The sequence below is a fragment of the Rhodovulum sp. 12E13 genome, assembly GCF_003340565.1.
Classification (GTDB): domain Bacteria; phylum Pseudomonadota; class Alphaproteobacteria; order Rhodobacterales; family Rhodobacteraceae; genus HLUCCA09.
The window spans coordinates 62,557-85,595 of record NZ_QPLK01000016.1 but is presented as its reverse complement, the minus strand read 5'-3'; the positions used below and the strand labels follow the sequence as shown (position 1 = coordinate 85,595).

General features: G+C 72.1%; 25 protein-coding genes. 16 read left to right on the top strand and 9 right to left on the bottom strand.

Annotated features, from left to right (window positions below; translation table 11 throughout):
• Nucleotides 1–251 precede the first annotated feature (251 nt).
• Nucleotides 252–2,567, bottom strand: coding sequence for a DNA topoisomerase IV subunit A (locus tag DLJ49_RS14315; protein ID WP_115394237.1), 2,316 nt, complete (start codon nucleotides 2,565–2,567; stop codon nucleotides 252–254).
• Nucleotides 2,568–2,736: 169 nt separating this feature from the next.
• Here DLJ49_RS14315 and DLJ49_RS14310 point away from each other — a divergent pair, with 169 nt between their 5' ends.
• The 5 genes from DLJ49_RS14310 to DLJ49_RS14290 all read left to right on the top strand — a co-directional run bounded on the left by DLJ49_RS14310 (nucleotide 2,737) and on the right by DLJ49_RS14290 (nucleotide 6,298).
• Entirely contained in the window at nucleotides 2,737–3,429 is a 693-nt protein-coding gene (locus tag DLJ49_RS14310; RefSeq protein ID WP_115394236.1) for an SH3 domain-containing protein, read from the top strand.
• A gap of 246 nt (nucleotides 3,430–3,675) precedes the next feature.
• The gene (locus DLJ49_RS14305) at nucleotides 3,676–3,879 is read left to right on the top strand and encodes a twin transmembrane helix small protein (RefSeq protein ID WP_115394235.1); all 204 of its coding nucleotides are present in this window, start codon (nucleotides 3,676–3,678) and stop codon (nucleotides 3,877–3,879) included.
• 38 nt (nucleotides 3,880–3,917) lie between these two features.
• The gene (locus DLJ49_RS14300; RefSeq protein ID WP_115394234.1) at nucleotides 3,918–4,490 is read left to right on the top strand and encodes a cob(I)yrinic acid a,c-diamide adenosyltransferase; all 573 of its coding nucleotides are present in this window, start codon (nucleotides 3,918–3,920) and stop codon (nucleotides 4,488–4,490) included.
• Between the two features lie 120 nt (nucleotides 4,491–4,610).
• Nucleotides 4,611–5,372, top strand: coding sequence for an electron transfer flavoprotein subunit beta/FixA family protein (locus tag DLJ49_RS14295; RefSeq protein ID WP_115394233.1), 762 nt, complete (start codon nucleotides 4,611–4,613; stop codon nucleotides 5,370–5,372).
• Entirely contained in the window at nucleotides 5,372–6,298 is a 927-nt protein-coding gene (locus DLJ49_RS14290; RefSeq protein WP_115394232.1) for an electron transfer flavoprotein subunit alpha/FixB family protein, read from the top strand. The genes DLJ49_RS14295 and DLJ49_RS14290 overlap by 1 nt, the downstream gene beginning before the upstream one ends.
• Nucleotides 6,299–6,320: 22 nt before the next feature.
• On the opposite strand, the gene DLJ49_RS14285 is transcribed toward DLJ49_RS14290, so the two are convergent.
• Genes DLJ49_RS14285 through DLJ49_RS14275 form a run of 3 tightly spaced genes read right to left on the bottom strand, consistent with a single transcriptional unit; the run spans nucleotide 6,321 to nucleotide 8,655 of the window.
• Complete coding sequence (locus DLJ49_RS14285) at nucleotides 6,321–7,085, bottom strand: lysophospholipid acyltransferase family protein (protein WP_369932562.1); 765 nt, start codon at nucleotides 7,083–7,085, stop codon at nucleotides 6,321–6,323.
• Nucleotides 7,082–7,954: a cell division protein FtsX gene (locus tag DLJ49_RS14280; protein WP_233489036.1), complete on the bottom strand. Its 873-nt coding sequence runs from the start codon at nucleotides 7,952–7,954 to the stop codon at nucleotides 7,082–7,084. The genes DLJ49_RS14285 and DLJ49_RS14280 overlap by 4 nt, the downstream gene beginning before the upstream one ends.
• A gap of 23 nt (nucleotides 7,955–7,977) precedes the next feature.
• On the bottom strand, nucleotides 7,978–8,655 hold the full coding sequence (locus DLJ49_RS14275) for a cell division ATP-binding protein FtsE (protein ID WP_115394230.1): 678 nt from the start codon (nucleotides 8,653–8,655) through the stop codon (nucleotides 7,978–7,980).
• A gap of 231 nt (nucleotides 8,656–8,886) precedes the next feature.
• Between DLJ49_RS14275 and DLJ49_RS14270 the strand changes: the two genes are divergently transcribed.
• Nucleotides 8,887–9,645: a zinc-ribbon domain-containing protein gene (locus DLJ49_RS14270; RefSeq protein ID WP_158547474.1), complete on the top strand. Its 759-nt coding sequence runs from the start codon at nucleotides 8,887–8,889 to the stop codon at nucleotides 9,643–9,645.
• Between the two features lie 106 nt (nucleotides 9,646–9,751).
• Complete coding sequence (locus tag DLJ49_RS14265; RefSeq protein ID WP_115394228.1) at nucleotides 9,752–10,708, top strand: HpcH/HpaI aldolase/citrate lyase family protein; 957 nt, start codon at nucleotides 9,752–9,754, stop codon at nucleotides 10,706–10,708.
• Between the two features lie 28 nt (nucleotides 10,709–10,736).
• On the opposite strand, the gene DLJ49_RS14260 is transcribed toward DLJ49_RS14265, so the two are convergent.
• Entirely contained in the window at nucleotides 10,737–11,024 is a 288-nt protein-coding gene (locus DLJ49_RS14260) for a sll1863 family stress response protein (RefSeq protein ID WP_233489034.1), read from the bottom strand.
• A gap of 118 nt (nucleotides 11,025–11,142) precedes the next feature.
• On the opposite strand from DLJ49_RS14260, the gene DLJ49_RS14255 reads away from it, so the two are divergent.
• On the top strand, nucleotides 11,143–12,105 hold the full coding sequence (locus DLJ49_RS14255; protein ID WP_115394226.1) for an acetyl-CoA carboxylase carboxyltransferase subunit alpha: 963 nt from the start codon (nucleotides 11,143–11,145) through the stop codon (nucleotides 12,103–12,105).
• A gap of 3 nt (nucleotides 12,106–12,108) precedes the next feature.
• Here the strand turns inward: DLJ49_RS14255 and DLJ49_RS14250 are convergent, their stop codons facing one another.
• On the bottom strand, nucleotides 12,109–12,897 hold the full coding sequence (locus tag DLJ49_RS14250; RefSeq protein WP_115394225.1) for a type 1 glutamine amidotransferase family protein: 789 nt from the start codon (nucleotides 12,895–12,897) through the stop codon (nucleotides 12,109–12,111).
• 128 nt (nucleotides 12,898–13,025) lie between these two features.
• Here DLJ49_RS14250 and dgcN point away from each other — a divergent pair, with 128 nt between their 5' ends.
• The 3 genes from dgcN to DLJ49_RS14235 all read left to right on the top strand — a co-directional run bounded on the left by dgcN (nucleotide 13,026) and on the right by DLJ49_RS14235 (nucleotide 15,920).
• On the top strand, nucleotides 13,026–14,030 hold the full coding sequence (dgcN, locus tag DLJ49_RS14245; RefSeq protein ID WP_115394224.1) for an N-acetyltransferase DgcN: 1,005 nt from the start codon (nucleotides 13,026–13,028) through the stop codon (nucleotides 14,028–14,030).
• Nucleotides 14,031–14,091: 61 nt separating this feature from the next.
• The gene (dgcA, locus tag DLJ49_RS14240) at nucleotides 14,092–15,060 is read left to right on the top strand and encodes an N-acetyl-D-Glu racemase DgcA (protein ID WP_115394223.1); all 969 of its coding nucleotides are present in this window, start codon (nucleotides 14,092–14,094) and stop codon (nucleotides 15,058–15,060) included.
• A gap of 8 nt (nucleotides 15,061–15,068) precedes the next feature.
• Nucleotides 15,069–15,920, top strand: coding sequence for a D-amino-acid transaminase (locus DLJ49_RS14235; RefSeq protein ID WP_115394222.1), 852 nt, complete (start codon nucleotides 15,069–15,071; stop codon nucleotides 15,918–15,920).
• A gap of 114 nt (nucleotides 15,921–16,034) precedes the next feature.
• Here DLJ49_RS14235 and DLJ49_RS14230 read toward each other — a convergent pair whose 3' ends face one another.
• The 3 genes from DLJ49_RS14230 to DLJ49_RS14220 all read right to left on the bottom strand — a co-directional run bounded on the left by DLJ49_RS14230 (nucleotide 16,035) and on the right by DLJ49_RS14220 (nucleotide 19,003).
• Nucleotides 16,035–17,615, bottom strand: coding sequence for a gamma-glutamyltransferase family protein (locus tag DLJ49_RS14230; RefSeq protein ID WP_115394221.1), 1,581 nt, complete (start codon nucleotides 17,613–17,615; stop codon nucleotides 16,035–16,037).
• Nucleotides 17,616–17,965: 350 nt separating this feature from the next.
• A complete protein-coding gene (locus tag DLJ49_RS14225) occupies nucleotides 17,966–18,637 on the bottom strand; it encodes an ATP-binding protein (RefSeq protein WP_115394220.1) in 672 nt (223 codons plus the stop codon).
• Nucleotides 18,638–18,658: 21 nt separating this feature from the next.
• Entirely contained in the window at nucleotides 18,659–19,003 is a 345-nt protein-coding gene (locus DLJ49_RS14220; protein ID WP_115394219.1) for an STAS domain-containing protein, read from the bottom strand.
• A gap of 111 nt (nucleotides 19,004–19,114) precedes the next feature.
• On the opposite strand from DLJ49_RS14220, the gene DLJ49_RS14215 reads away from it, so the two are divergent.
• The 5 genes from DLJ49_RS14215 to DLJ49_RS14195 all read left to right on the top strand — a co-directional run bounded on the left by DLJ49_RS14215 (nucleotide 19,115) and on the right by DLJ49_RS14195 (nucleotide 23,022).
• Nucleotides 19,115–20,302 carry a thiolase family protein gene (locus DLJ49_RS14215; RefSeq protein WP_115394218.1) on the top strand — a complete coding sequence of 396 codons (1,188 nt, stop codon included), beginning with the start codon at nucleotides 19,115–19,117 and terminating at the stop codon, nucleotides 20,300–20,302.
• A complete protein-coding gene (locus DLJ49_RS14210; protein ID WP_115394217.1) occupies nucleotides 20,299–20,772 on the top strand; it encodes a GAF domain-containing protein in 474 nt (157 codons plus the stop codon). The genes DLJ49_RS14215 and DLJ49_RS14210 overlap by 4 nt, the downstream gene beginning before the upstream one ends.
• 269 nt (nucleotides 20,773–21,041) lie before the next feature.
• On the top strand, nucleotides 21,042–21,176 hold the full coding sequence (locus DLJ49_RS22735; RefSeq protein WP_255566660.1) for a hypothetical protein: 135 nt from the start codon (nucleotides 21,042–21,044) through the stop codon (nucleotides 21,174–21,176).
• A 10-nt stretch (nucleotides 21,177–21,186) separates the two neighbouring features.
• Nucleotides 21,187–21,831 (top strand): RluA family pseudouridine synthase, encoded by a 645-nt coding sequence (locus tag DLJ49_RS14200; protein ID WP_115394215.1) that lies wholly within the window; start codon nucleotides 21,187–21,189, stop codon nucleotides 21,829–21,831.
• A 300-nt stretch (nucleotides 21,832–22,131) separates the two neighbouring features.
• Complete coding sequence (locus tag DLJ49_RS14195) at nucleotides 22,132–23,022, top strand: alpha/beta fold hydrolase (RefSeq protein ID WP_115394214.1); 891 nt, start codon at nucleotides 22,132–22,134, stop codon at nucleotides 23,020–23,022.
• Nucleotides 23,023–23,039 lie beyond the last annotated feature (17 nt).

Here is a 23,039-nt window from a genome sequence, read left to right as displayed (position 1 = left end):
GCACCGGGCGAGCCGTCGTGTATCCGGCGCCCGCCCGCATGGAGCCCCGCCCGCCCCCATCGGCCCGCCCGCATCGGCCCGCCCGCACCGGCTCGCCCGGGCAGCATCCCTCACCTGCGCGCGCCCGGCCCTGGGGCAATCCGCTCCGCTCCCGCGCTGCCCTGCGCCCGCCGCTTCTTCTTGCTTCAAATATCCCGGGGGAGTCGGCCCGGAACGGGCCGACGGGGGCAGCGCCCCCCGGCGACGGGGCCTCAGGTGAAGCGGTTGTCGCGGGGGAAGCCGCGCGGCGCCATCCGGCCCGAGCCCGCGCGCTTGCCCTCCCACTCGGCGAGGTCCGCCTCGGTGCGTGTGCGGCCGGCGGGGTCGTGCCAGGTCAGCCCGTCGGCGCGGGCAAAGGTAGTGGCATCCGACAGGCCGCCGTCCTTGTATTTCTGCAGGCGCACGCCTTTGCCGCGGCCCATTTCGGGCAGCTCCTCGAGCGGGAAGACGAGCAGCTTCCGGTTGTCGCCCACGACCGCCACCATGTCGCCCGCCACGGCCTTGCACACCTTCGCCACCGCCGGCGCGCGCACGTTCAGCACCTGCTTGCCGGCCCGCGTTTGGGCCAGCACCTCGTCTCCGGGCACGACGAAGCCGTCGCCTGCCGATGAGGCGACGAGGTATCTCGCGCCGTCCCGGTAGGGAAAGAGCGTCACGATCTCGGCCTCGTTCGGCAGGTCGACCATCAGGCGCAGCGGTTCCCCCATGCCGCGCCCGCCGGGCAGCGACGCCGCCGACAGGGTATAGAAGCGTCCGTTGGAGCCGAAGGCCACGAGCCGGTCGGTCGTCTCGGCGTGAAAGACGAAGCGGGGGGCGTCGCCGTCCTTGTATTTCAGCTCGGTGTCCAGCGCGATGTGCCCTTTCAGGGCGCGGATCCAGCCCATCGCCGAGCAGACCACGGTGATCGGCTCGCGGTCGATCATCGCCTCGAGCGGCACGTCCTCGACCTCGACCGCCTCGGCGAAGACGGTGCGCCGGGCGCCGCCGCGTGCGTCCTTGCCGAAGGCCTTGCGCACGGCCTTGAGCTCGTCGGCGATGCGGGCCCATTGCAGCCCCTCGTCCTCGAGCAGGTCCTCGAGTGCCGAGCGTTCCTCGAGCAGGCGGTCGCGCTCGGCTGTCAGCTCCATCTCCTCGAGGCGGCGCAGCGAGCGCAGGCGCATGTTGAGGATCGCCTCGGCCTGCACCTCGCTCAGCCCCATCTCGTCGTCCGACGCGACCGGGGCGGGCGGCACGTAATCGGCTTCCGACGTGGCGCGCACGAAGTCGCGCCCCCAGTCCTCGCGCATCAGCGCGGCCTTGGGCTCGTCGTCGTAGCGGATGATGTCGATCACCCGGTCGAGGTTGAGGAACGCGATCAGCAGACCTTCCAGCACCTCGAGCCGGTGGTCGATCTTGCCCAGCCGGTGCCGCGAGCGGCGCTGCAACACGTCACGGCGGTGGTCGAGGAAGGCGCGCAGCACATCCTTCAGCGAGCAGACACGGGGCGTGCGCCCGTCGATCAGCACGTTCATGTTGAGCGAGAACCGGATCTCGAGATCCGACTGGCGGAAGAGGGTGCCCATCAGCACGTCGGGGGCGACGTTCTTCGAGCGCGGCTCGAGCACCACGCGGATGTCGTCGGCCGATTCATCGCGCACGTCGGCGAGGATCGGCACCTTCTTGGTCTGGATGAGTTCCGCGAGCTTCTCGATCAGCTTCGACTTCTGCACCTGGTAGGGGATCTCGGTGACGACGATCTGCCACTGTCCGCGGCCGAGCTCCTCCTTCTCCCAACGGGCGCGCAGTCGGAAGGCGCCGCGGCCCGTGCGATAGGTCTCGGCGATCGACTCGGGCGGTTCGACGATGACGCCGCCGGTGGGGAAGTCGGGGCCCTTCACGTAGCCGAGCAACGTCTCGTCGCGGGCGTCGGGCGTCCTGACGAGGTGAAGGCACGCACCGATCAGTTCGTCGAGGTTGTGCGGCGGGATATTCGTGGCCATGCCCACCGCGATGCCCGACGCGCCGTTGGCCAGCAGGTTCGGGAAGGCGGCCGGCAGCACTTCGGGCTCGCGCAGGGTGCCGTCGTAATTGTCGCGAAAGTCGACGGCGTTCTCGTCGAGCCCCTCCATAAGGGCCTCGGCGGCGGCGGTCAGCCGCGCCTCGGTATAGCGCGAGGCGGCGGGGTTGTCGCCGTCGACCGAGCCGAAATTGCCCTGACCGTCGACCAGAGGGTAGCGGATGGTGAAATCCTGCGCGAGGCGGGCCATCGCGTCGTAGATCGCGCCGTCGCCGTGCGGGTGGTAGTTGCCCATCACGTCGCCCGAGATCTTGGCCGACTTGCGGAAGCCGCCCGAGGAACCCAGCCGTAACTCGCGCATTGCATACAGAATACGTCGGTGCACGGGCTTCAGCCCGTCGCGGGCGTCGGGCAGCGCCCGGTGCATGATCGTGGAGAGCGCGTAGGTCAGATACCGCTCGCCCAAGGCGCGACGAAGTGGCTCGGCCACTTGCCGGTCGTCCATGTTGGGGTCGCCTGCGTCGTCGCTCATGGATGTTGTGTAGGAGAGCGCGCCCGACCCCGCAACCCGGGCTGTCGCGTGTCGCGCGAAAGAATATTGCGCAGAGGGGGATAATTCACAACCTGTCGTATGGTAAACTTGTGAGCGCTAACCGATTCCGCACGGGGGGTGCGGCAGGGGGCCAAGGAGGGAGAGTGCGATGCTTGGTCGGTATGTGGGCGGAACGCTGGTGATCCTGGGGATCGCCATGCTGATGGCGCCCGAGGCGGACGTGTCCGAGGACGTGGCAGGCGAGACCGCGGCGCCGCCCTCGCAGGCCGGTGTGCCCGAGGTGGCTGCACGGGCCGATGGGGCGCCCGCCGCGCTCGAGGGTGGCGTGTCGTCCGAAAGCCTGCCATCCCTCGCCGCGGGGATCGGCAGCGCGCTCGACGGCCACGAGCGCCAGGTGCTCGCGCGGCTCGACGCCTCAGACATCGCCACCGATGCCGCCCCTGCGCTCGCCCCGGCGGAAGAGGGGCAACTGACCGATCTGCTGTCGCAGGAGCAGCCCGTCGATCAGGCCGCGCCTGTCCCGACGCTGTCGCAGCCCGAGACGTGGCAGAGAGCGGCGATCACCGACGAGACCCGCGCGCTGATCGATCAGGCCGAGGGGGGCGCCCCGGCACCGGCCCGGAGCGAAGGCGGCGACGATACGCTCTACGTCACGGGAAGCTGGGTGAACGTCCGCTCCGGCCCGTCGACGTCGTTCGGCGTCATTACCGCGCTGCCATACGGCGAGGCGGTGGAGTTCGTCGCCGAGGAAGAGTCCGGCTGGGCGCGCATCCGGCTGGACGAAGGGCGCGAGGGGTTCATGGCGCGCAGCTTCCTGTCCGAAGAGCCGGCCGGCGGCTGACCTGCCTGCCTTGCCATGGCTATGGCGCGGCATCCTTGACAACACCTGCGGGGGGCTGGCACCGGCAGGACCGGCCCGAGCCGCGCAGGCGCGGGGAGCACGGGGGCCTGGCCGACCGGCGTGGCCGCCGATCCCGGGCGTCAACGGGTGCCCGGGCGGCCCCGTCGGCGCATTGCCCCTTCGCATTCCGGCCACGGGCCGCTACACCGGCCCGACGCGCCAACGAGAGGGAGCGATGTCGAGCCCATGCCCAGCGATCCGGTCTTCATCCTCGCGGCGATCGCCACTGCCGCCGTCGCGGTCATCCTGCTGATCGGCATCGGCGGTTTCGCGCGTGGCGGCGAGTTCAACAAGAAGCACGCCAACAAGGTGATGCGCTGGCGGATCGGGGCGCAGGCTGTCGCGGTGGTCCTGATCCTGCTGGTGATCTACCTGCGTGGCGGTAGCTGACGCGCCGCGTCGCCGAAGATCCGAGACAGGGGGAAACGATGGTCGTTCTGAACAAGATCTACACCCGCACCGGCGATGCCGGCGAGACGGCGCTGGGCGACGGTGCGCGCGTCGCCAAGCACTCGATCCGGGTGACCGCCTACGGCACCGTCGACGAGTGCAATGCAGCGGTCGGCCTCGCCCGCCTGCATGCCGACGGCGAGATGGACGCGCGTCTGGCGGCCATCCAGAACGACCTGTTCGATCTCGGCGCCGATCTCTGCACGCCGTTCCGCGAGGCCGAAGCCGAGGCCGAGTATCCCCCCTTGCGCGTGATCGAGAGCCAGGTCGCCCGCCTCGAGCAGGAGATCGACGCGATGAACGCCGCGCTCGAGCCGCTGCGCAGCTTCATCCTGCCGGGCGGCACGCCGCTCGCCGCGCATCTGCATCTCTGCCGCACGGTCGCCCGGCGGGCCGAGCGCGAGACGATGCGGCTCGCCTCGGTGGAGATCGTCGGCGAGCCGGCGGTGAAGTATCTCAACCGTCTGTCGGACTGGTTCTTCGTCGCGTCGCGTGCGGTCAACCACGAGGCCGGCGGCGACGTGCTCTGGGTGCCCGGCGCCAACCGGTAGGGTGCCCGCCGCGCGGCGCGGGACGCGGCGTCCCCGCGTCGTGCCGTGTCGCTTTTGACCTGTGACGCGGCGCCCGCCTCCGCTAGATAGCCGGAAAACGCAGTCAGGGGAGACACGCCGATGAAGGTGCTCGTGCCGGTCAAGCGCGTGATCGACTACAACGTGAAGGTCCGCGTCAAGGCGGACGGCACCGGGGTCGATCTCGCCAACGTCAAGATGTCGATGAACCCGTTCGACGAGATCGCGGTGGAAGAGGCGATCCGCCTCAAGGAAGCGGGCACGGCCGACGAGGTCGTCGCCGTCTCGATCGGCGTCAAGCAGAGCCAGGAGACGCTGCGCACCGCGCTGGCCATGGGCGCCGACCGCGCCATTCTGGTCGTGGCTGCCGACGACGTGCACCAGGACATCGAGCCGCTGGCGGTGGCCAAGATCCTCGCCAAGGTGGCCGAGGAAGAGGGGCCCGGCCTGATCCTCTGCGGCAAGCAGGCCATCGACAACGACATGAACGCGACCGGCCAGATGCTTTCGGCGCTTCTGGGGTGGAGCCAGGCGACCTATGCCAACAAGGTCGAGATCGAGGGCGATCATGCGGTCGTCACGCGTGAGGTCGATGGCGGCCTGCAGACGGTGAAGGTGAAGATGCCCACCATCGTCTCGACCGACCTGCGCCTGAACGAGCCGCGCTACGCCTCGCTGCCCAACATCATGAAGGCCAAGAAGAAGCCGCTCGAGGAAAAGACGCCCGCCGATTACGGCGTCGACGTCGCGCCGCGGCTGCAGGTGGTCAGGACGTCGGAACCGCCTGAGCGGAAGGCGGGGGTCAAGGTGGGCTCGGTCGACGAGTTGATCGAGAAACTCAAGAACGAGGCGGGGGTGCTCTGATGGCCGTTTTGCTGCTTGCCGAGATTTCCGACGGGGCGCTTGCGCGCGACGCGACCGCCAAGGCCGTGACCGCCGCCACGCAGTTGGGCGACGTGCACCTGCTCTGCGCGGGCGCCAAGGCCGCCGCGGCGGCCGAGGAGGGGGCGAAGATCGAGGGCGTCGCCAAGGTGCTGGTCGCCGAGGACGCCTCGTTGGGCCATCGCCTTGCCGAGCCGACGGCGGCGCTGATCGTGTCGCTGGCCGAGGGTTACGACCACATCGCCGCGCCGGCGACGACGGATGCCAAGAACATCCTGCCGCGGGTGGCCGCGCTGCTCGACGTGATGGTGATCACCGACGTCACCGGCATCGAGGGCCCCGACACATTCGAGCGGCCGATCTATGCCGGCAACGCCATGCAGGTGGTGCAGTCGTCGGACGCGAAAAAGGTGCTGTCGATCCGCACCTCGGTCTTCGACGCGGCGGGCGCGCAGGGCGCGGCGCCGGTCGAGAGCGTAGCGGCCGCCGCCGACCCGGGTCTGTCGGAATGGGTCGAGGACAAGGTGGCCGAGAGCGACCGGCCCGAGCTGACCTCGGCCGGCATCGTCGTCTCGGGCGGCCGCGCGCTCGGCAGCCAGGAGCAGTTCGCCATCATCGAGCAGCTCGCCGACAAGCTCGGCGCGGCCGTGGGCGCCAGCCGTGCGGCGGTCGATTCGGGCTACGCCCCGAACGACTGGCAGGTCGGCCAGACCGGCAAGGTCGTGGCGCCGGAGCTCTATATCGCCGTGGGCATCTCCGGGGCGATCCAGCACCTCGCCGGCATGAAGGACAGCAAGGTCATCGTCGCCATCAACAAGGACGAGGAAGCGCCGATCTTCCAGGTCGCCGATTACGGCCTCGTCGCCGACCTCTTCGAGGCGGTGCCGGATCTGATCCAGAAGGTCTGAGCCTGTCTCGCGCGGTGCGCCGTCAGGGCGCGCCGCGCGCTGCGCCTTGTGCGTCGGCTCCCGGCAGGGGCCCGTCGAACCCCGCCTCGCGCATCAGGGCGTTCGACCTTGCCTCGACCCTGCGCTCGACATCCCGAAGCACGACCGCAGCCGTTGCCCCCGGCGGAATCGGCTCCAGAAACTCCACGACCGCCTGCCCGGGCTTGCGGTAGATGCCGGTGCGCGGCCAGAAGACGCCCACGTTGGTCGCAGCGGGCACCAGTGGCTGGCGGAGCTCCTCGTAGAGCACCGCCGCGCCCACCTTGTAGGGCAGGTAGGCGCCGGGTGCGACACGGGTCCCCTGCGGGTAGATGATCAGTTGCCCCGGCCCGGCGCGGCCCTCGCGCACGCCGGTCACCATCTGCTCGACCGCGCGCGCCCGCTTGCCCCGGTCGACCGGCACGCAGCCGATGCGCAGGGCATACCACCCGAGGATCGGCGCCCATTTCAGCGACTCCTTCATCACGAACTTGGGCCGCGGCACGACCGAGCAGATCATGATGATGTCGAGAAAGCTCTGGTGTTTCGAGGCGATCAGCACCTCGCCTGTCGGCACCGCCCCGCGCACCTCGGTGCGCAGCCCGACCATGGCGCGGGCCGACCAGCGCACCCAGCGGCAATAGGTGCGGATGCCGCGGAACGCCCAGTCACGACTGACGAGCGCGGGCGGGGTGAAAACGACGGCGAGCACCGCCATCATCAGGTACATCTGCCCCACGAACAGGGCCGACAGGATCCATCGCATCATCGCGTCTCCCTCAGCACGCGGAAGGCGGCCAGCCGCGTGGCCGCGAAGGCGACGACAGCCGCCGCGGGGGGGATGGCGAGCGGCCACAGCCACTCTTTCCCCCGAAGGCCGAGGTCACCGAGAAGGCCGTCGACCTCGCCCGGAGGCAGCGCGCCCACGGTGGCCATGCCGGCCGCGGTGCCGGCCAGCGCGCCCGCCGCCGCCCGCAGGGTAAAGCGGCGGACGAAGGCGCGCGCGATCCAGGCGTCGCGGGCACCGATGAGGCGCAGCGTGGCGATCACGCGGGCGTTGGCGGCGAGCGCCGATTGCGCGGCGAGCGCCACCATCGCTGCCGTCGCTGCCCCGATCAGCGCGAGCGCGACGAATCCCAGGCCCCGCAGCCGCGCCGCCGCCGCGACCAGCGGCGCGCGCCACCGCGTGTGATCGTCGAACACAGCGCCGGGCGCCTCGCCCGCGAGCCGGGCCGAGAGGCCGGCCGCGTCTATCCCGCCCGGCGCCTCGATCACTTCGATCAGCGCAGGCACCGGCAGCGCGTCGAGCGGCAGGTCGGGGCCGAGCCACGGCGTGAGCAGCGCCTGCTCTTCCTCTTGCGTGAGGCGACGGGCCGATGCGACGCCCGGCGTGGTGCGCAGAACCTCGAGCGCGGCGGCGACCTGCGCTTCGAGCTGACCCGCGGGCGCGGCGACCCGCACGGTGGCGGTGCGGGCGAGCGCCTCTGCCCAGCGATCCGCCACCCGGTCGGCCGCGAGCGACGCGGCGAGGGCGAAGACGGCGAGCACCGCCATCGCCGCCGCGGTGAGCAGCGTCAGACGCGCAGTGAACCCCGACGGCGGCACCACCCGCCCCGGCCCCGCATCGGCCCGGAGCACCTGCGGCCACCTGACGAACCGGGTCACAGGTCGGCCCCCGCGAGCTGCACGCCCCGGTCGGCGATCCGCAGCACCCGCGCCGCGACCTGCGCCTTGGCCGCGCGGACGAGCGCGAGGTCGTGGGTGGCGATCAGCACCGACGTGCCCATCCGGTTGAGCTCGACCAGCAACTGCAGCAGGCGCAGCGACATCTCCCAGTCGACGTTGCCCGTGGGTTCGTCGGCCAGCACGATCTCTGGCGACATGATGACGGCGCGGGCGAGCGCCGCGCGCTGGCGCTCGCCGCCCGACAACTCCGGCGGGCGGGCCTGCGCGCGCGCGCCCAGGCCGACCCAGGCCAGCAGGTCGGCAAGGTCGCCGGCCTGTGCCCCGGAATCGTGGCCGGCAACCTCGAGCGGGAGCGCCACGTTGTCGGCGACGCTCAGGTGGTCGACGAACTGGCAATCCTGGTGCACCACGCCCATGCGGCGGCGGGCCTGCGCTATCTCGTCGCGTGTCATGGCCCCGGCGCGCTTGCCGAAGACCGACAGGTGCCCCGAGGTCGGAACGAGTTCCATGTAGCAGAGCCGCAGGACGGTCGACTTGCCGGCTCCCGATGGCCCGGTGAGGAAGTGGAAGCTGCCGGGCGCGAGCGACAGGCTCACGCCCTCGAGGATCGCGTCGCCGCCATAGGAATAGGCCACGCTCTTCAGCTCGATCACGCGGGACTCCGGCGTCGGGAGGGGCAAACGGGACATGCGGCGGCGGGCTGCCCGCTCGGCCTGTGGCTGTTGTGCCCCGGATCGCGCCCGCGTTCAACGCCACGCGGGTCGGCGGGCGCAATTCCTTTGAACAGGCGGGCGCGCTCTCCATATACTGTCTCGGTGGGAATGGGCTTCCGCGGGGCGCGCAAGGCGCCGTCGCGGAAGGTGGTGAGATACCTGGGATCGGGAATGAGGCTGACCTGCCCGAATTGTGGCGCGCAATACGCCGTCGACCCGGCCGTCATCCCGGCCGAGGGGCGCGACGTGCAGTGCTCGTCCTGTGGGCATACCTGGTTCCAGCTGCACCCCGAGGCCGCACTCGCCCCGCCCGACGAGCCCCCGGTGGAGGAGACGCTCCCGCGGCGCCAGCCCGATCCGGAGGTGATGAACATCCTGCGCGAGGAGGCCCAGCGCGAGCGCGCTGCCCGCGAGGCGGCGCGCGAGGCCACCCCGCTCGAAAGCCAGGGCGAGCTCGACATCCCCGAACCGGCCCGCGCGCCGCCGGTGATACCCTCCGAGGGCAGGCCCGGCCTGCAGGCGGTCGCGGCCTCGGCCGCCGCCGCCGGTATCGGTGCGCTGTCGGACGACGAGCGCGCGCACCAGCCCGCGCCGCGCCGCAAGGTGCTGCCCGACATCGAGGAGATCAACTCGACCCTCGACGATCACGAGGCCGACCCGATGCCGGTCGCCACCGCCGCCCGGCAGGCGCGCGAGCGGCAGGGGCGGCGGCTGGGCTTCGGCCTCGCCGTGGGCTTCTTCGCCGCGCTCGGAATGCTCTACGTGCAGGGCCCGCGCATCGCCGAGGCGGTGCCAGCCTTCGCGCCCGCGCTCGACGCCTACGTGGCGGCCGTCGACGGGGGGCGGCGCTGGCTCGACGGCGCGCTCCGCGCGGCGGTAGAGCCGATCGAGCCCGAGACCGAGGCGCGCGGCGGCGGCGCCGGGGGCTGACCCCGCGCGCGTCGTTTCTGCGGGTGCGAAAGGTTCTTGCAGAGGTGGGCGCACGGATATATCCGCACCGCCACGTCATGCGAAACTTTGTTGCGAGGAGAGCCCGATGAGCTTCCGCGTCCAGCCGCCGGCCCCGGCCATTCCCAATCGCTGCCAGCTTTTCGGCCCGGGCTCGCGGCCCGAGCTGTTCGACAAGATGGCGGGCAGCGCCGCCGACGTCATCAACATCGACCTCGAGGACAGCGTCGCGCCCGACGACAAGGAGGCGGCGCGCGCCAACACGGTGCAGGCCATCGGCGACATCGACTGGGGGAAGAAGTCGCTCTCGGTGCGGATCAACGGGCTCGATTCGCCCTGGTGGTATCGCGACGTGGTCGACCTGCTGGAGAAGGGCTCCGACCGGCTCGACCGCATCATGATCCCCAAGGCGGGCTGCGCCGAGGATATCTACGCCGTCGACGCGCTGGTCAGCTCGATCGAGGCCGCGACGGGCCGCACCAAAAAGCTGCAGTTCGAATGCATCATCGAGACGGCCGCCGGCATCAGCCATGTCGAGGCCATCGCCTCGGCCTCGCCCCGGATGGTGGCGGTGTCGCTCGGCGCGGCCGACTTCGCCGCCTCCATGGGCATGGCCACCACGGGCATCGGTGGCACGCAGGAAGACTATTACATGCACCGCGAGGGCGCGCGCTACTGGTCGGACCCGTGGCACTGGGCGACGGCGGCCATCGTCGCGGCCTGCCGCACCCACGGCGTGCTGCCCGTCGACGGGCCGTTCGGCGACTTCTCCGACCCCGAGGGCTTCTACGCGCAGGCACGGCGGGTGAACACGCTCGGCATGGTGGGCAAGTGGGCCATCCACCCCAGCCAGGTCGACCAGGCCAACGAGATCTTCACGCCCTCGGCCGAAGCGGTGGCCGATGCCCGCGCGATCCTCGAGACGATGGAAAAGGCCAAGGCCGAGGGCAAGGGCGCGACCACCTACAAGGGCAAGCTGGTCGATATTGCCTCGATCCGGCAGGCAGAGAACATCGTGCGCATGGCCGAGATGATCGGCGCCTGACCCAAGTCAGGCACCGCTCGGGGGCGCGTCAGGTGGTGACGCGCTCCCATGCCCGGCGAAAGCCCTCGCGGATGTCGTCCCACGCGCGCTCGGCCTCGACGCGGCGTTTTTCCCACTCCGCCTCGCTCTCGTCGCGGTGCTGGCGCAGCTCTTCCGCGGCCCGGTCGCGCTGGGCGCGCATCTCTTCCATGCGCTTCTCGTACTCGGCGCGCTGCTCGGCCGATTCCTGGCGCATCCGCGCCTCGAGCTTGTCGATCTCGGCGTTCCACTCGTCGATCTTGGCCTTGAGCGTTTCGACGAACTGATTGCGATCCATAATCTGTCCCTCCTTTTCGGAGGGCGAACGCCCGACGGCCGCACGTGTTCCAGCCGGTAGCGATTGCAGCGGCGCGACCGAGCGGCCATATGGGCAGCCGAGAGCAAGGACAGCCCGGATGACCCACTACCTCGAATTCGAGAAGCCGCTCGCCGAGATCGAGGGCAAGGCGGAAGAGCTGCGCGCGATGGCGCGGTCGAGCCCCGAGATGAACGTCGAGGACGAGGCGCGCGCGCTCGACGCCAAGGCCGCCACGATGCTGCGCGACCTCTACGCCAAGCTCACCCCGTGGCGGAAGTGCCAGGTGGCCCGCCACCCCGCGCGGCCCCACTGCGTCGACTACATCGAGGCCCTGTTCGACGAATACACCCCCCTCGCCGGTGACCGCGCCTTCGCCGACGACCACGCGGTGATGGGCGGCATGGCGCGCTTCCACGACCGCCCCGTCATGGTGATCGGGCAGGAAAAGGGGCACGACACCCAGACCCGGATCGAGCGGAATTTCGGCATGGCCCGGCCCGAGGGCTACCGCAAGGCGATCCGGCTGATGGATCTCGCCGACCGCTTCGGCCTGCCGGTCATCACCCTGGTCGACACGCCCGGCGCCTATCCCGGCAAGGGGGCGGAGGAGCGCGGGCAATCGGAGGCCATCGCGCGCTCGACGGCCAAGTGCCTGTCGCTCGGCGTGCCGCTCGTCTCCGTCATCATCGGCGAGGGCGGATCGGGCGGGGCGGTGGCCTTTGCCACGGCCAACCGGGTGGCGATGCTGCAGCACTCGGTCTACTCGGTGATCTCGCCCGAGGGCTGCGCCTCGATCCTGTGGAAGGACGCCGAGAAGATGCGCGAGGCGGCCGAGGCGCTGCGCCTGACCGCGCAGGACCTGCACGAACTCGCCGTTGTCGACCGCATCGTGCCCGAGCCGGTAGGCGGCGCCCACCGTCACCGCGAGACGGTGATCGGCGCCGTGGGCGAGGCCGTCGCGGCGATGCTGGACGAGTTGCAGGGGATGGACGCCGGCGCGGTGCGCGCCGACCGGCGCAGGAAGTATCTGCAGATGGGCGCGCGCGGCCTCGCCGCCTGACGCTCACGCCCGCGGGGCGGTCGGCGCGTCGCCATCCTCCTGCCCGGCAGGGGCGGCGGCCTCCTCTTCCGCCGCCTCCTCGCGCAGGACGGCCGGCGCGTAGATGTCGAGCGCATCGAGCAGTTGCAGCGCCACTCCGGCGGCGGCCCGCCCATCCTGCCCGGTGATGAGTCGCCCGTCCTCGATCACGTGGGCCTCCTCGCCGGGCGCCGCCGTCCAGACCCGGGCGCCCTGCGCGCGCAGCCGCGACTCGGGCATCACCGGCGCATCCTCGCCCTCGAGCGCGGCGCGCACGTCCTCGTCGGGCAGGCAGGTCACGCTGCGCCCGGCGGCGACGGCATGATCCTGCGCATCGCGCGCCACGGTGAGCGCGGCCGCCCCGGCGCCGATCGCGGCAAGAATGCCCCCCCGCTCCCACGTGGCGGCGGCAAGGCGCTCGGTGGCCGGCTCGGCCGCGATGTCCCACAGTGCGCCGAGGCCGCCGGCGAAGAGCACCGCCGTCCAGTCGTCCGGGTCGACCGCGGCGAGGCGGTGGCTGTGCGCCAGCGCCTCCACCGCCCGCTCGTCGGAGAGGAACATCGACACCGCCCCGATCTGGTCGCCCTCCTCCTCGGCGGCGGTGGCCGGGTCGCCCGGCGGCTTGCCCCCGCGGATGCTGGCGAAGCCCACCCGCACGCCGGCCTCGCGCAGCCGCCAGTAGGGCACGGCGACGCTCGGCCAGTCGAAGCCGGTTTCGCGCTCGTCCGGCAGGGCGCCTGTCGAGGTGGTCACGATCAGCACGGAATGGGTCATGGCGTCTCCTTTTCTGACCAGATAGGGGGCCGCCTGCGCGACGGCCACCGCCCCGCCGCCAGCCGCGCCGGAATGACCCTTTCGCCCGCCCGCGCGCTTGATACTCTCGCCCCGAAGGAGACGCCGCGATGATTCAGACGCCGTACCTGCTGTTTCTGGGCGACGCGCCCGACCCGCTGGCCGCGAAGGTCGCGCAGGGCATCCGCGACTGGCGCCCCGAATACGCGCTCGGACAGGTCCGGATGGAGGGCTGCAAGGCCGACATGCGCGTGCCTGACATGACCCTCGACGAGGGCCTCGAGGCCGGAGCCAGGACGCTGGTGATCGGCGTGGCCAACCGCGGTGGCGTGATCTCGGCCGCGTGGCGGCACGTGCTGGCCGAGGCGCTGCTGAAGGGCTTCGATCTCGCCTCGGGCCTGCACAACCTGTTGCGCGACGAGCCGGAACTGGTCGAGATCGCCCGCGCCGAGGGCCGCAGCCTGCACGACGTGCGGGTGCCGACGCAGACCTATCCGATCGCCGACGGGGTCAGGCGGCGGGGCCTGCGCTGCCTCGCCGTGGGCACCGACTGCTCGGTGGGCAAGATGTATACCGCGCTGGCCATGGACCGCGAGATGCGCGACCGGGGGATGAAGGCGAGCTTTCGTGCCACGGGCCAGACCGGCATCCTCATCACCGGCGACGGCGTGCCGCTCGACGCGGTGGTGGCCGACTTCATGGCCGGCTCCGTCGAGTGGCTGACGCCCGACAACGACCCCGATCACTGGGACCTGATCGAGGGCCAGGGCTCGCTCTTCCATCCCTCCTATTCGGGCGTGACGCTGGCGCTGATCCACGGCGGGCAGCCCGACGCGCTGATCCTGTGCCACGAGCCCACGCGCGCGCACATGCGCGGCCTGCCCGGCTACGCGCTGCCTGCGCTCGAGGAGGTGCGCGACCTGTCGCTCGCCTGCGCCCGCCGGGTGAACCCGGCGGCGCAGGTCGTCGGCATCTCGGTGAATACCGCGGGACTGGGAGAGGACGAGGCCGCCGACTACCTCGCCCGCACCGAGGCGCGGATGGGACTGCCCGCGGTCGACCCGTTCCGCCACGGCGCCGGGCGGCTGGTCGACGCGCTCGCCGCCATCGGCTGAGCGGCCCCGCCCGACGGGCCATGCGTATTTGGAACAGAAAGAAGCAGGAGGCCGGGGCGCCATGGAGATAGAGGTCGCGCGCGACGTGTTCCGGCTGGCGCAGGCCTTCACCATCTCGCGCGGCAGCCGCACCGAGGCACAGGTGCTCACGGTGACCGTGCGCGAGCGGGCGGTGGCAGGGCGGGGCGAATGCGTCCCCTACGCGCGCTACGGCGAGACGCTCGACAGCGTGGCGGCGCAGGTCGCGGGGCTGGCGGAGGTGGGCCTGACCCGCGAGACTCTGCAGGAGGCGCTGCCGGCCGGCGCCGCGCGCAACGCCGTCGACTGCGCCCTGTGGGATCTCGAGGCCAAGCGCGCAGGCCGGCCCGTCTGGCAGCTCGCGGGGCTGTCGGAGCCGGGGCCGCTGGTCACGGCCTACACCCTCTCGCTCGACACGCCCGAGCGGATGCGCGCGGCGGCGGAGGCGAACGCGCACCGTCCGCTTTTGAAGATCAAGCTCGGCACGCCCGACGACATGCCGCGGCTCGAGTCGGTGCGCGCGGGGGCCCCGCGGGCACGCATCGTGGTCGACGCGAACGAAGGCTGGTCGCGCGCGGTCTATGCCGATCTCGCGCCCCATCTCGCGCGCCTCGGCGTGGCGATGGTCGAGCAGCCGGTGCCCGCGGGCGAGGACGAGGCGCTGCGCGGGCTCGCCCGGCCGGTGCCGCTCTGCGCCGACGAGAGCGTGCATGACCGGGCGACGCTGGGTCGGCTGGAGGGCCTCTACGACATGGTGAACGTCAAGCTCGACAAGACCGGCGGGCTGACCGAGGCGCTGGCGCTCCGGGCCGAGGCCGAGCGGCGGGGCTTCGGCATCATGGTGGGCTGCATGATCGGCTCGTCGCTCGCCATGGCGCCGGCGGTGCTGCTGGCGCAGGGCGCGGCGGTCGTGGATCTTGACGGCCCGCTCCTGCTGGCCGAGGACCGCGCCGTGCCGCTCGTCTACGACGACGCGGGCGTGCACCCGCCGGCACCGGAGCTTTGGGGATAGGAGAGGGCATGGGACGCATCGTCTACGTCAACGGAGAGTACGTGCCGGAGGAAGAGGCACGCGTTTCGGTGTTCGACCGCGGCTTTCTCTTCGCAGACGGGGTCTACGAGGTGACCAGCGTGATCGGCGGGCGGCTGGTGGATTTCGACGGCCATGCCAGGCGGCTGTGGCGCTCGCTCGGTGAGCTCGACATGGCCGCGCCGGTGGACGGGGACGAGCTTCTGGCGATCCACCGCGAGCTGGTGGTGCGCAACGGTCTCGACGAGGGGCTGGTTTACCTCCAGGTCACGCGGGGCCCGGCCGACCGCGACTTCGCCTACCCCGACGGGGCGCGGCCCACGCTTGTGCTCTTCACGCAGGAAAAGCGGATCGTCGACAGCCCGGCGGCCGAGCGCGGGATCGCCGTCATCTCGATACCCGACCGGCGCTGGGGCCGGCGCGACATCAAGACGGTGCAGCTGCTCTACCCCTCGATGGGCAAGATGATGGCCAAGGCGGCGGGCGTCGACGACGCCTGGATGGTCGAGGACGGGGCGGTGACCGAGGGCACCTCGAACAACGCCTACATCGTGACCGCGGGCAAGATCGTGACGCGGCACCTGGGCGAGGAGATCCTGCACGGGATCACGCGCGCGGCGGTGCTGCGCTTCGCCCGCGAGGCGCAGATGGAGGTGGAGGAGCGCGCCTTCACCCTCGACGAGGCCAAGGCGGCCGACGAGGCCTTCGTCACGTCGGCCTCGACCTTCGTGACCCCGGTGGTGGAGATCGACGGCGTCGCCGTGGGCTCGGGCGCGCCCGGGCCGGTAGCGCGGCGGCTGCGAGAGATCTACCTCGACGAGAGCGTCAAGGCGGCTGTCTGACCGGCCACCGGTACGGGGGCGCTGCCCCCGTCGCCGCGTGGCGCGGCGATGCCGCCGGAGTATTCGGGCCAGGATGAAGGGAACCGACGGGGCGGCATCCGGCGCGCCGGGCGATCAGTAGCCGAGTGCGATCCCGTCCTTCCTCGGGTCCGAGGCGCCTGTCAGCAGCCCCGCCGCGTGGTCGATGCGGATCGCCTGCGCGCCGCCGATCGCCGAAGGGCTCTCGACCACGTCGTGACCGCGCGCGGCGAGCTCGGCTCGGACCTCGGCGGAGTAGCCGCGCTCGATCAGCAGCTCGCCGCTGGAATTGTCGGCGAAGGCGCGGGGGGCGTCGAGCGCCTCCTGCAGGTCCATCCCGTAGGCCGCGAGATTGGTGATCAGCCGGGCATGGCCGGTGCATTGATAGGGGCCGCCCATCACGCCGAAGGGCATCGTCACCTCGCCGTTCTGCCGGACCATGCCGGGCAGGATCGTGTGCAGCGGGCGCTTGCCGCCGGCGGCCTCGTTGGGGTGGCCCTCCTGAAGGGTGAAGCCCGCGCCGCGGTTATGCAGAAGGATGCCGAAGCGGGGGCTGGCGAGACCCGCGCCGAAGCTGTGGAAGATGGAGTAGATCAGCGACACCGCCATCCGGTCGCGGTCGACCACGGTGATGTAGACGGTATCGCGGTGCACCTCCTCGCTGCGGGGGCGCGGGTCGGGCATGGCGCGGGCGGGGTCTATAAGTGCGGCGAGCGCGGCGCCGAGGCCGGGGCGCTGCAGGCGCTCCGGGTCGGGCATGTGCGCGATGTCGGCCACGAACCGGTCGCGCGCGTCGTAGGCCAGCCGCGTCGCCTCGGCCTCGATGTGCAGGCGGTCGGCGCCGAGGGGATCGAGCGCGGCAAGGTCGAACTGGGCGAGAATGTCCATCAGCAGGAGCGCCGCGGTGCCGTGGCCGCTCGGCGGATGCTCCAGCACCTGCCACCCGGCATAGCCGCCCGAGATCGGCGTGCCCCAGTCGGGGGTGTTGCCGGCGAAGTCGTCGGCGGTGTGAGGCCCGCCGGAGAGCGCCGCGAGCATGTCGTCGGCGACCTCCCCCTCGTAGAAGGCGGCGCGACCCTGCCGGGCGATGCGGCGCAGCACCTCGGCCTGGCCCGGCGCGCGGAAGAGCGCGCCGGTTGGCAGGGCGGCGCCGTCTGCCAGGAACATCTCGCGCGCGGGCCCCTGCAGACGGTCGGTGGCGCGGGCCCAGTCGAAAGCGACGCGGGGCGCAACGGGCACGCCCTCGTCGGCGTAGCGGATGGCGGGGGCGAGGACCGCGTCGAGACCGAGTCGGCCGAACCTCTCGGAGAGGGCGCAGATGCCGTCGACCGCGCCGGGGATCGTCACCGCTTCGGGGCCCGCGACGGGAATGGCGGCGTGGCCCTGTGCGCGCAGGCGGGCCGCATCGAGCGCCGCGGGCGCGCGCCCCGATGCGTTGAGCGCGACGACGTCCCGGCCCGGGCCGGGCGAGACAAGGGCGAAAAGGTCGCCGCCGAGGCCGGTCATCTGCGGCTCGCAGAAGCCGAGCAGCACCGCGCCGGCGAGCGCGGCGTCGACCGCGTTGCCGCCGGCCTTGAGCGTCTCGATTGCGACCGCGGCTGCAAGCGGGTGCGACGTGGCGCACATGCCGTTGGTTGCGTAGACGGCCGACCGGCCCGGTTTCTGGAAATCGCGCATGCCCATCCTTCCCGGTTTGTCGGGGGCCGGTTAGAGGCTTTCCGCAGGAAGGGGAAGACCTCGGCGCCGCGCACTGGGTGGGGGCAATTCAAGCGCGACGCCGAGGGAAGCCTATGCAGCTACGCCGTGGGGTGTCGCAGGGGCAGATGGCGGCGATATGGACAGATCTTGGCGATTTCGGGGCAGGGCTCCATGCCGTTCTCGCGTTGCGGACGCGCCGGGGCCGGATCTGCCGGGTGGCGTGCCGGTGGCAGGGGCAGCGCCCGACGCGGAGCCGCACGGGCCGGACACGACGCGATCATCAGCGGTGGGAGGGCGGATGTGGCGGGGCACCGCGTGTGGAGCGCCCCCTACGAGACGTCGCCGGGGGCGGCGCGCACGGCGAAGGTGAGGCAGTTGCACTCGTCCAGGCGCTCGTAGCTCAGATGCTCTGCGAGGCTGTGGATCAGCGCCCAGCCGAAGCCGCCCTCGGGAAGCGCGTCGAGCGGCACGGAGAGATCGGGAAACGGCGTGGTCGGAATGCCCTTGCGCGGCATGGGCCGTCCGCCATCCCAGATGCGGCAGGCGGCCCAGCCGTGCAGAAGGTCGAGCTCGATCACGATCCACCCCTCTGGATCCTCGAGATAGGCGTGCTCGACCACGTTGTTCAGCGCCTCGGCCAGCGCCATTTCGAGCGCGCCACACGTCTCGTCGTCGAGGCCGAGGCGGCCGGCGGCGCGACAGAGGGTGACGAGAGCCTCGCGCACCGAGAGGCTGCTGCTCGCGAGCCGGGCGACGAGGGTCGGGGCTTCCGGCGCGGGAGGCTCGTCGAGGGCGGCGGCGAGCAGATCCGCCGGGCGGCCGCACCCGGGCCGTTCAGGCGCGACCCGACCCGCGTGCGGTGCGAGGCCCGCTGCTGCGGGGTCTGTCCAGCGGGAGTCCCGTTGCCCCGGCGCCACCGGCACGGCGACCGGCAGCGCGCCTTCGTCGAGGGCGGCCGGATCGGCGTCGCGCTGTTCCTCCGGGGGAGTGCTCCTGACCATGTCGCCCCTCGTGCGGCCGGCTCAGGCGGCGCTGGCCCCGTGCGCGCGCGCCGCCTCGACGTCGGCGTGCAGGGTGAAGACACCGTCCATCCGCGTGAGACGGAACACCTTCATCACCTTCGGCGTCAATCCGGCGAGCTCGAGCTTTCGTTCCGTGCCGAGCAGCTTCATCGTCGAGACGATCGCGCCGAGGCCCGAGGAATCGATGAAGTCCACCGCGGCCATGTCGAGCACCACGCGGCCGTGGCCACCCTCGGTCAATTCGCGCATCCGGTCCTTGAACCGGATGGCGCTCGCCGCGTCGATCCGCTCGGACCGGACGGTGACAATCGTGACGTCGCCCTGCGTATCGGCCGCCATGTCCATCGGAATCGCTCCCTTCCTGCACCCCGGCTCGATCCGGGGCCACGAGCAGGCTGGACGAGAAACCTTACCAAACTGTATGCCCGCGCGCAGGACAGCCGGAGGAGGAGCGCGATGGCCGAGGTGATCGTCGCAGGCGCGGCCCGGACGCCCATGGGCGGCTTCCAGGGGACGCTGGCGGGTGCGGGCGCGCCCGAGCTTGGCGGTGTCGCCGCCCGCGCCGCGCTGTCGGGCGCAGAGGGCGCCGCGCCGGAAGAAGCGATCATGGGCTGCGTGCTGCCTGCCGGGCTCGGCCAGGCACCCGCGCGTCAGGCGGGTTTCGCGGCGGGGCTTGGCGAGGGCGTGCCGGCGACGACGCTCAACAAGATGTGCGGCTCCGGCATGGCCGCGGCGATGGCCGCGCACGACCGGATCGCGCTGGGCGCGGCCGGGTGCATCCTTGCCGGCGGCATGGAGAGCATGACGCGCGCCCCCTATCTGCTGCCCAACGAGCGCGGCGGCGCCCGGATCGGTCACGGACAGGTGATCGATTCGATGTTCCGCGACGGTCTGGAGGATGCCTACGAACGCGGCCCGAAGGGCGAGCCGCGCCTGATGGGCACCTTCGCCGAGGAGTGCGCCGAGGCGTTCCAGTTCACCCGCGAGGCGCAGGACGAATATGCGCTCGCCTCGCTCTCCCGCGCGCTGGCGGCGCAGGACACGGGCGCCCTGGCGGCCGAGATCGCCCCGGTCACGGTGGCGGGCCGCAAGGGCGAGACGGTGGTCGCCTCCGACGAGCAGCCGCAGACGGCGCGCCCCGACAAGATCCCGCAGCTCAAGCCCGCCTTCCGCGAGGGCGGCACGGTGACGGCCGCCAATTCCTCGTCGATCTCCGACGGGGCGGCGGCGCTGGTGCTGGCCTCGGCCGAGACGGGGCTCGCGCCGCGCGCCATCGTGCGCGGCCACGCCACCCACGCGCAGGCGCCGGCGCTCTTTCCCACCGCGCCGATCCCCGCGGCGCGCAAGCTGCTCGACCGGCTGGGATGGGAGGCGGCCGACGTCGACCTGTGGGAGGTCAACGAGGCCTTCGCCGTGGTGCCCATGGCCTTCATGCACGAGATGGGCGTGCCGCACGAGCGTATGAACGTGAACGGCGGCGCCTGCGCACTCGGCCATCCGATCGGCGCGTCGGGTGCGCGCATCCTCGTCACGCTGCTGCACGCGATGGAGGCGCATGACATGCGTCGCGGCGTGGCGGCGATCTGCATCGGAGGGGGCGAGGGGATGGCCGTGGCGCTCGAACGGCCGGCGCGCTGGCAATGAGCCGGGTCGATTACGCGGCTCTCGCCGCCCGCTGCGCCGCGCTGACCGAGGGCGAGAGCGACGAGGTGGCGCTGATGGCGACGCTGGCCTGCGAGATCCACCATGCCGACGACCGCTTCGACTGGACGGGCTTCTACCGTGTCGCCGCGCCCGGTCTTCTCAAGATCGGGCCGTACCAGGGCACCCATGGCTGCCTGACCATCCCGTTCGAGCGGGGCGTGTGCGGGGCCGCCGCCCGCACCCGCGAGGTGCAGGTGGTCGACGATGTCGATGCCTTCCCCGGACACATCGCGTGCTCGTCGTCCACGCGGTCGGAAATCGTGCTGCCCGTGACCGCCCCCGGCGGCCGCCTTCTGGGCGTCCTCGACATCGACAGCGACCGCCCCGCCGCCTTCGACAGCGTCGACGCGGAGGGCCTCGGAGCGATCCTGCGCGCGACCTTCGGCGCGCAGGAGGGGGCATGGCGGTGACTGCGGCGACCACCCCGGCGACGCCCGAGACGGCGTTTCGTGGGGGACGCCGCTTCCGCGGCGTCGTCACTGGTGCGGCGGGCGGGCAGATGTGCTCGCTCTCGCCCCGCCGGCGCGGCCGGCGCCGGCGTCGGGCAGGCGATGCCCGGGCCTCCGCCGGGGCGCGCCGCGTCGCGGTCGCCAACGTCGCTCCGGTCGCGCGGGTCCGCTCCGGTGGCAGGGCGGAGCGCAGCCTGCGGCCCCGGTGCGGCTGGTCGATGGTGTGGCGGATGGCGGGAGAGAACACGTGGTCGGTCTCCCTCGCCGGCCGCGATGCGCCCGCCGGGCTGACCCTCGAGCAGCACGGCGTCGGCCACCCGGGCGCCGACCGCGGCATCGAGGGCGATCTGCCCCTCTGCCCGTGACACCCATCCCGTGAGCGGCGCCTATCACCGGCCCGAAGGCCCGGTGCAGATCCTGCACCGCGACGCGTCGCTGCTGGTCGTGGTCAAGCCCGCGGGTCTGCTCTCGGTCCCCGGCAAGGCCGAGGGAGCCGAGGATTGCCTGATCGCACGCCTCGGCCGGATGGACCGCGAGACACGCCTCGTCCACCGGCTGGATCGCGACACGTCGGGTGTCATGGTGTTCGCCCGGTCGAAGCAGGCGCAGCGGCATCTCGGGCGCCAGTTCGAACGGCGCTATGTGTCGAAGGCCTACGAGGCGGTGGTCGCCGGTCATCTCGACGGCGCGGGAGAGGTGGACCTGCCCCTCGTCGCCGACTGGCCGAACCGGCCGCGCCAGATGGTCTGCCACGCGCGCGGCCGGCCGGCGCGCACGCGATGGCGCGCGCTCTCGCATGACGACGGGGCCACCCGCGTTGCCCTCGCGCCCGAGACGGGCCGCTCTCACCAGCTCCGCGTCCACATGGCCGCGCTGGGCCACCCCATCCTGGGCGACCCGCTCTACGGTCTGGCGGAGGGGGCCGACGCACCGAGGCTGATGCTCCATGCCAGCCGCCTCGCCTTTCGCCACCCGGAGGGGGGCACGCCCGTCGCCTTCGAAAGCCGGCCGCCCTTCTGAGGGTCGCCGCTCCCCCCCGCGCGCGATGGGGTCACGGCCTGATGCGCTCTCCTGCGCCGGCTCGGGCGACGCGCTGCCGTGTCCGGGCGGACCGTGGTCGGGCGGCGGGGTCGGCTGGCGCAGGACGTCGAGCCAATGCAGGCATGTCACGGCTCGCGGCGAGCCGGTTGCGCGGGGGCGTGGCGCCCTTCCGTGCTCTCGCGCGGCCCGGGGGGATGCAGGCGGCCGCGTGATGCGATGCGCCGACTTGGCAGCGACCTGCCTGCCGGGCAGAGTGGCGCGGGGCAAGGGAGGCGGGTCATGATCGAGGGGTTCGGACAGGAGCGGGTCGCGGCGGGCGAGGTGACGCTGTCGGTGCATCGCGCCGGGGCCGGTGCGCCGCTCGTCCTCCTGCACGGCTACCCCCAGAACCACATGACGTGGGCGCGCGTCGCCCCCGCGCTGGCCGAGCGCTTCGACGTGATCGTGCCAGACCTGCGCGGCTACGGCGCCTCGGACGCTCCGGAAGACGACGCCGCCCACACCGTCTACTCCAAGCGCACGATGGCCGCCGATATCGTCGCGTTGATGGATGCGCTCGCCCTGCCCCGCGCCCACGTCATCGGTCACGACCGCGGGGCGCGGGTGGCCTACCGTCTGGCGCTCGATCATCCCGGGCGCGTCGACCGTCTGGGTATCTGCGAGGTGGTGCCGACGGGCGACTTCTGGCGCGCGTGGGATGCCGATCTCGCCCTCGCCGCCTATCACTGGACGTTCCTCGCGCAGCCGGCGCCGCTGCCCGAACGGATGATCGGTGCCGACCCGGCGGCCTATATCGACTGGACGCTGGCAGCCTGGGCGGCGGCGGGCGACCTCTCTCCCTTCGCGCCGGCGGCCCTCGAGAGCTATCGGGCGCAAATGGCAGAGCCCGCCCGCCGCGCCGCCATGTGCGCCGACTATCGCGCCGGGGCCACGACCGACCGCCGGCTCGACGAGGAAAGCCGCGCCCGCGGCGAACGGATCGCGGCGCCTGTCCACTTCCTCCACGCCGAGACGGGCTTCCCGGCCCGCACGGGCGATCCGGCGGGGGTATGGCGGCCGTGGGCCGGGCGGCTGACGGTCTCGACCTGCCCGACGGGGCATTTCGTGATGGAGGAGGATCCGCAGGCTTTCCTCGACGCCTTCCTGCCGTTCCTCTCCGGGGCGGGGTGAGGGCGGGTCCGGCCGGC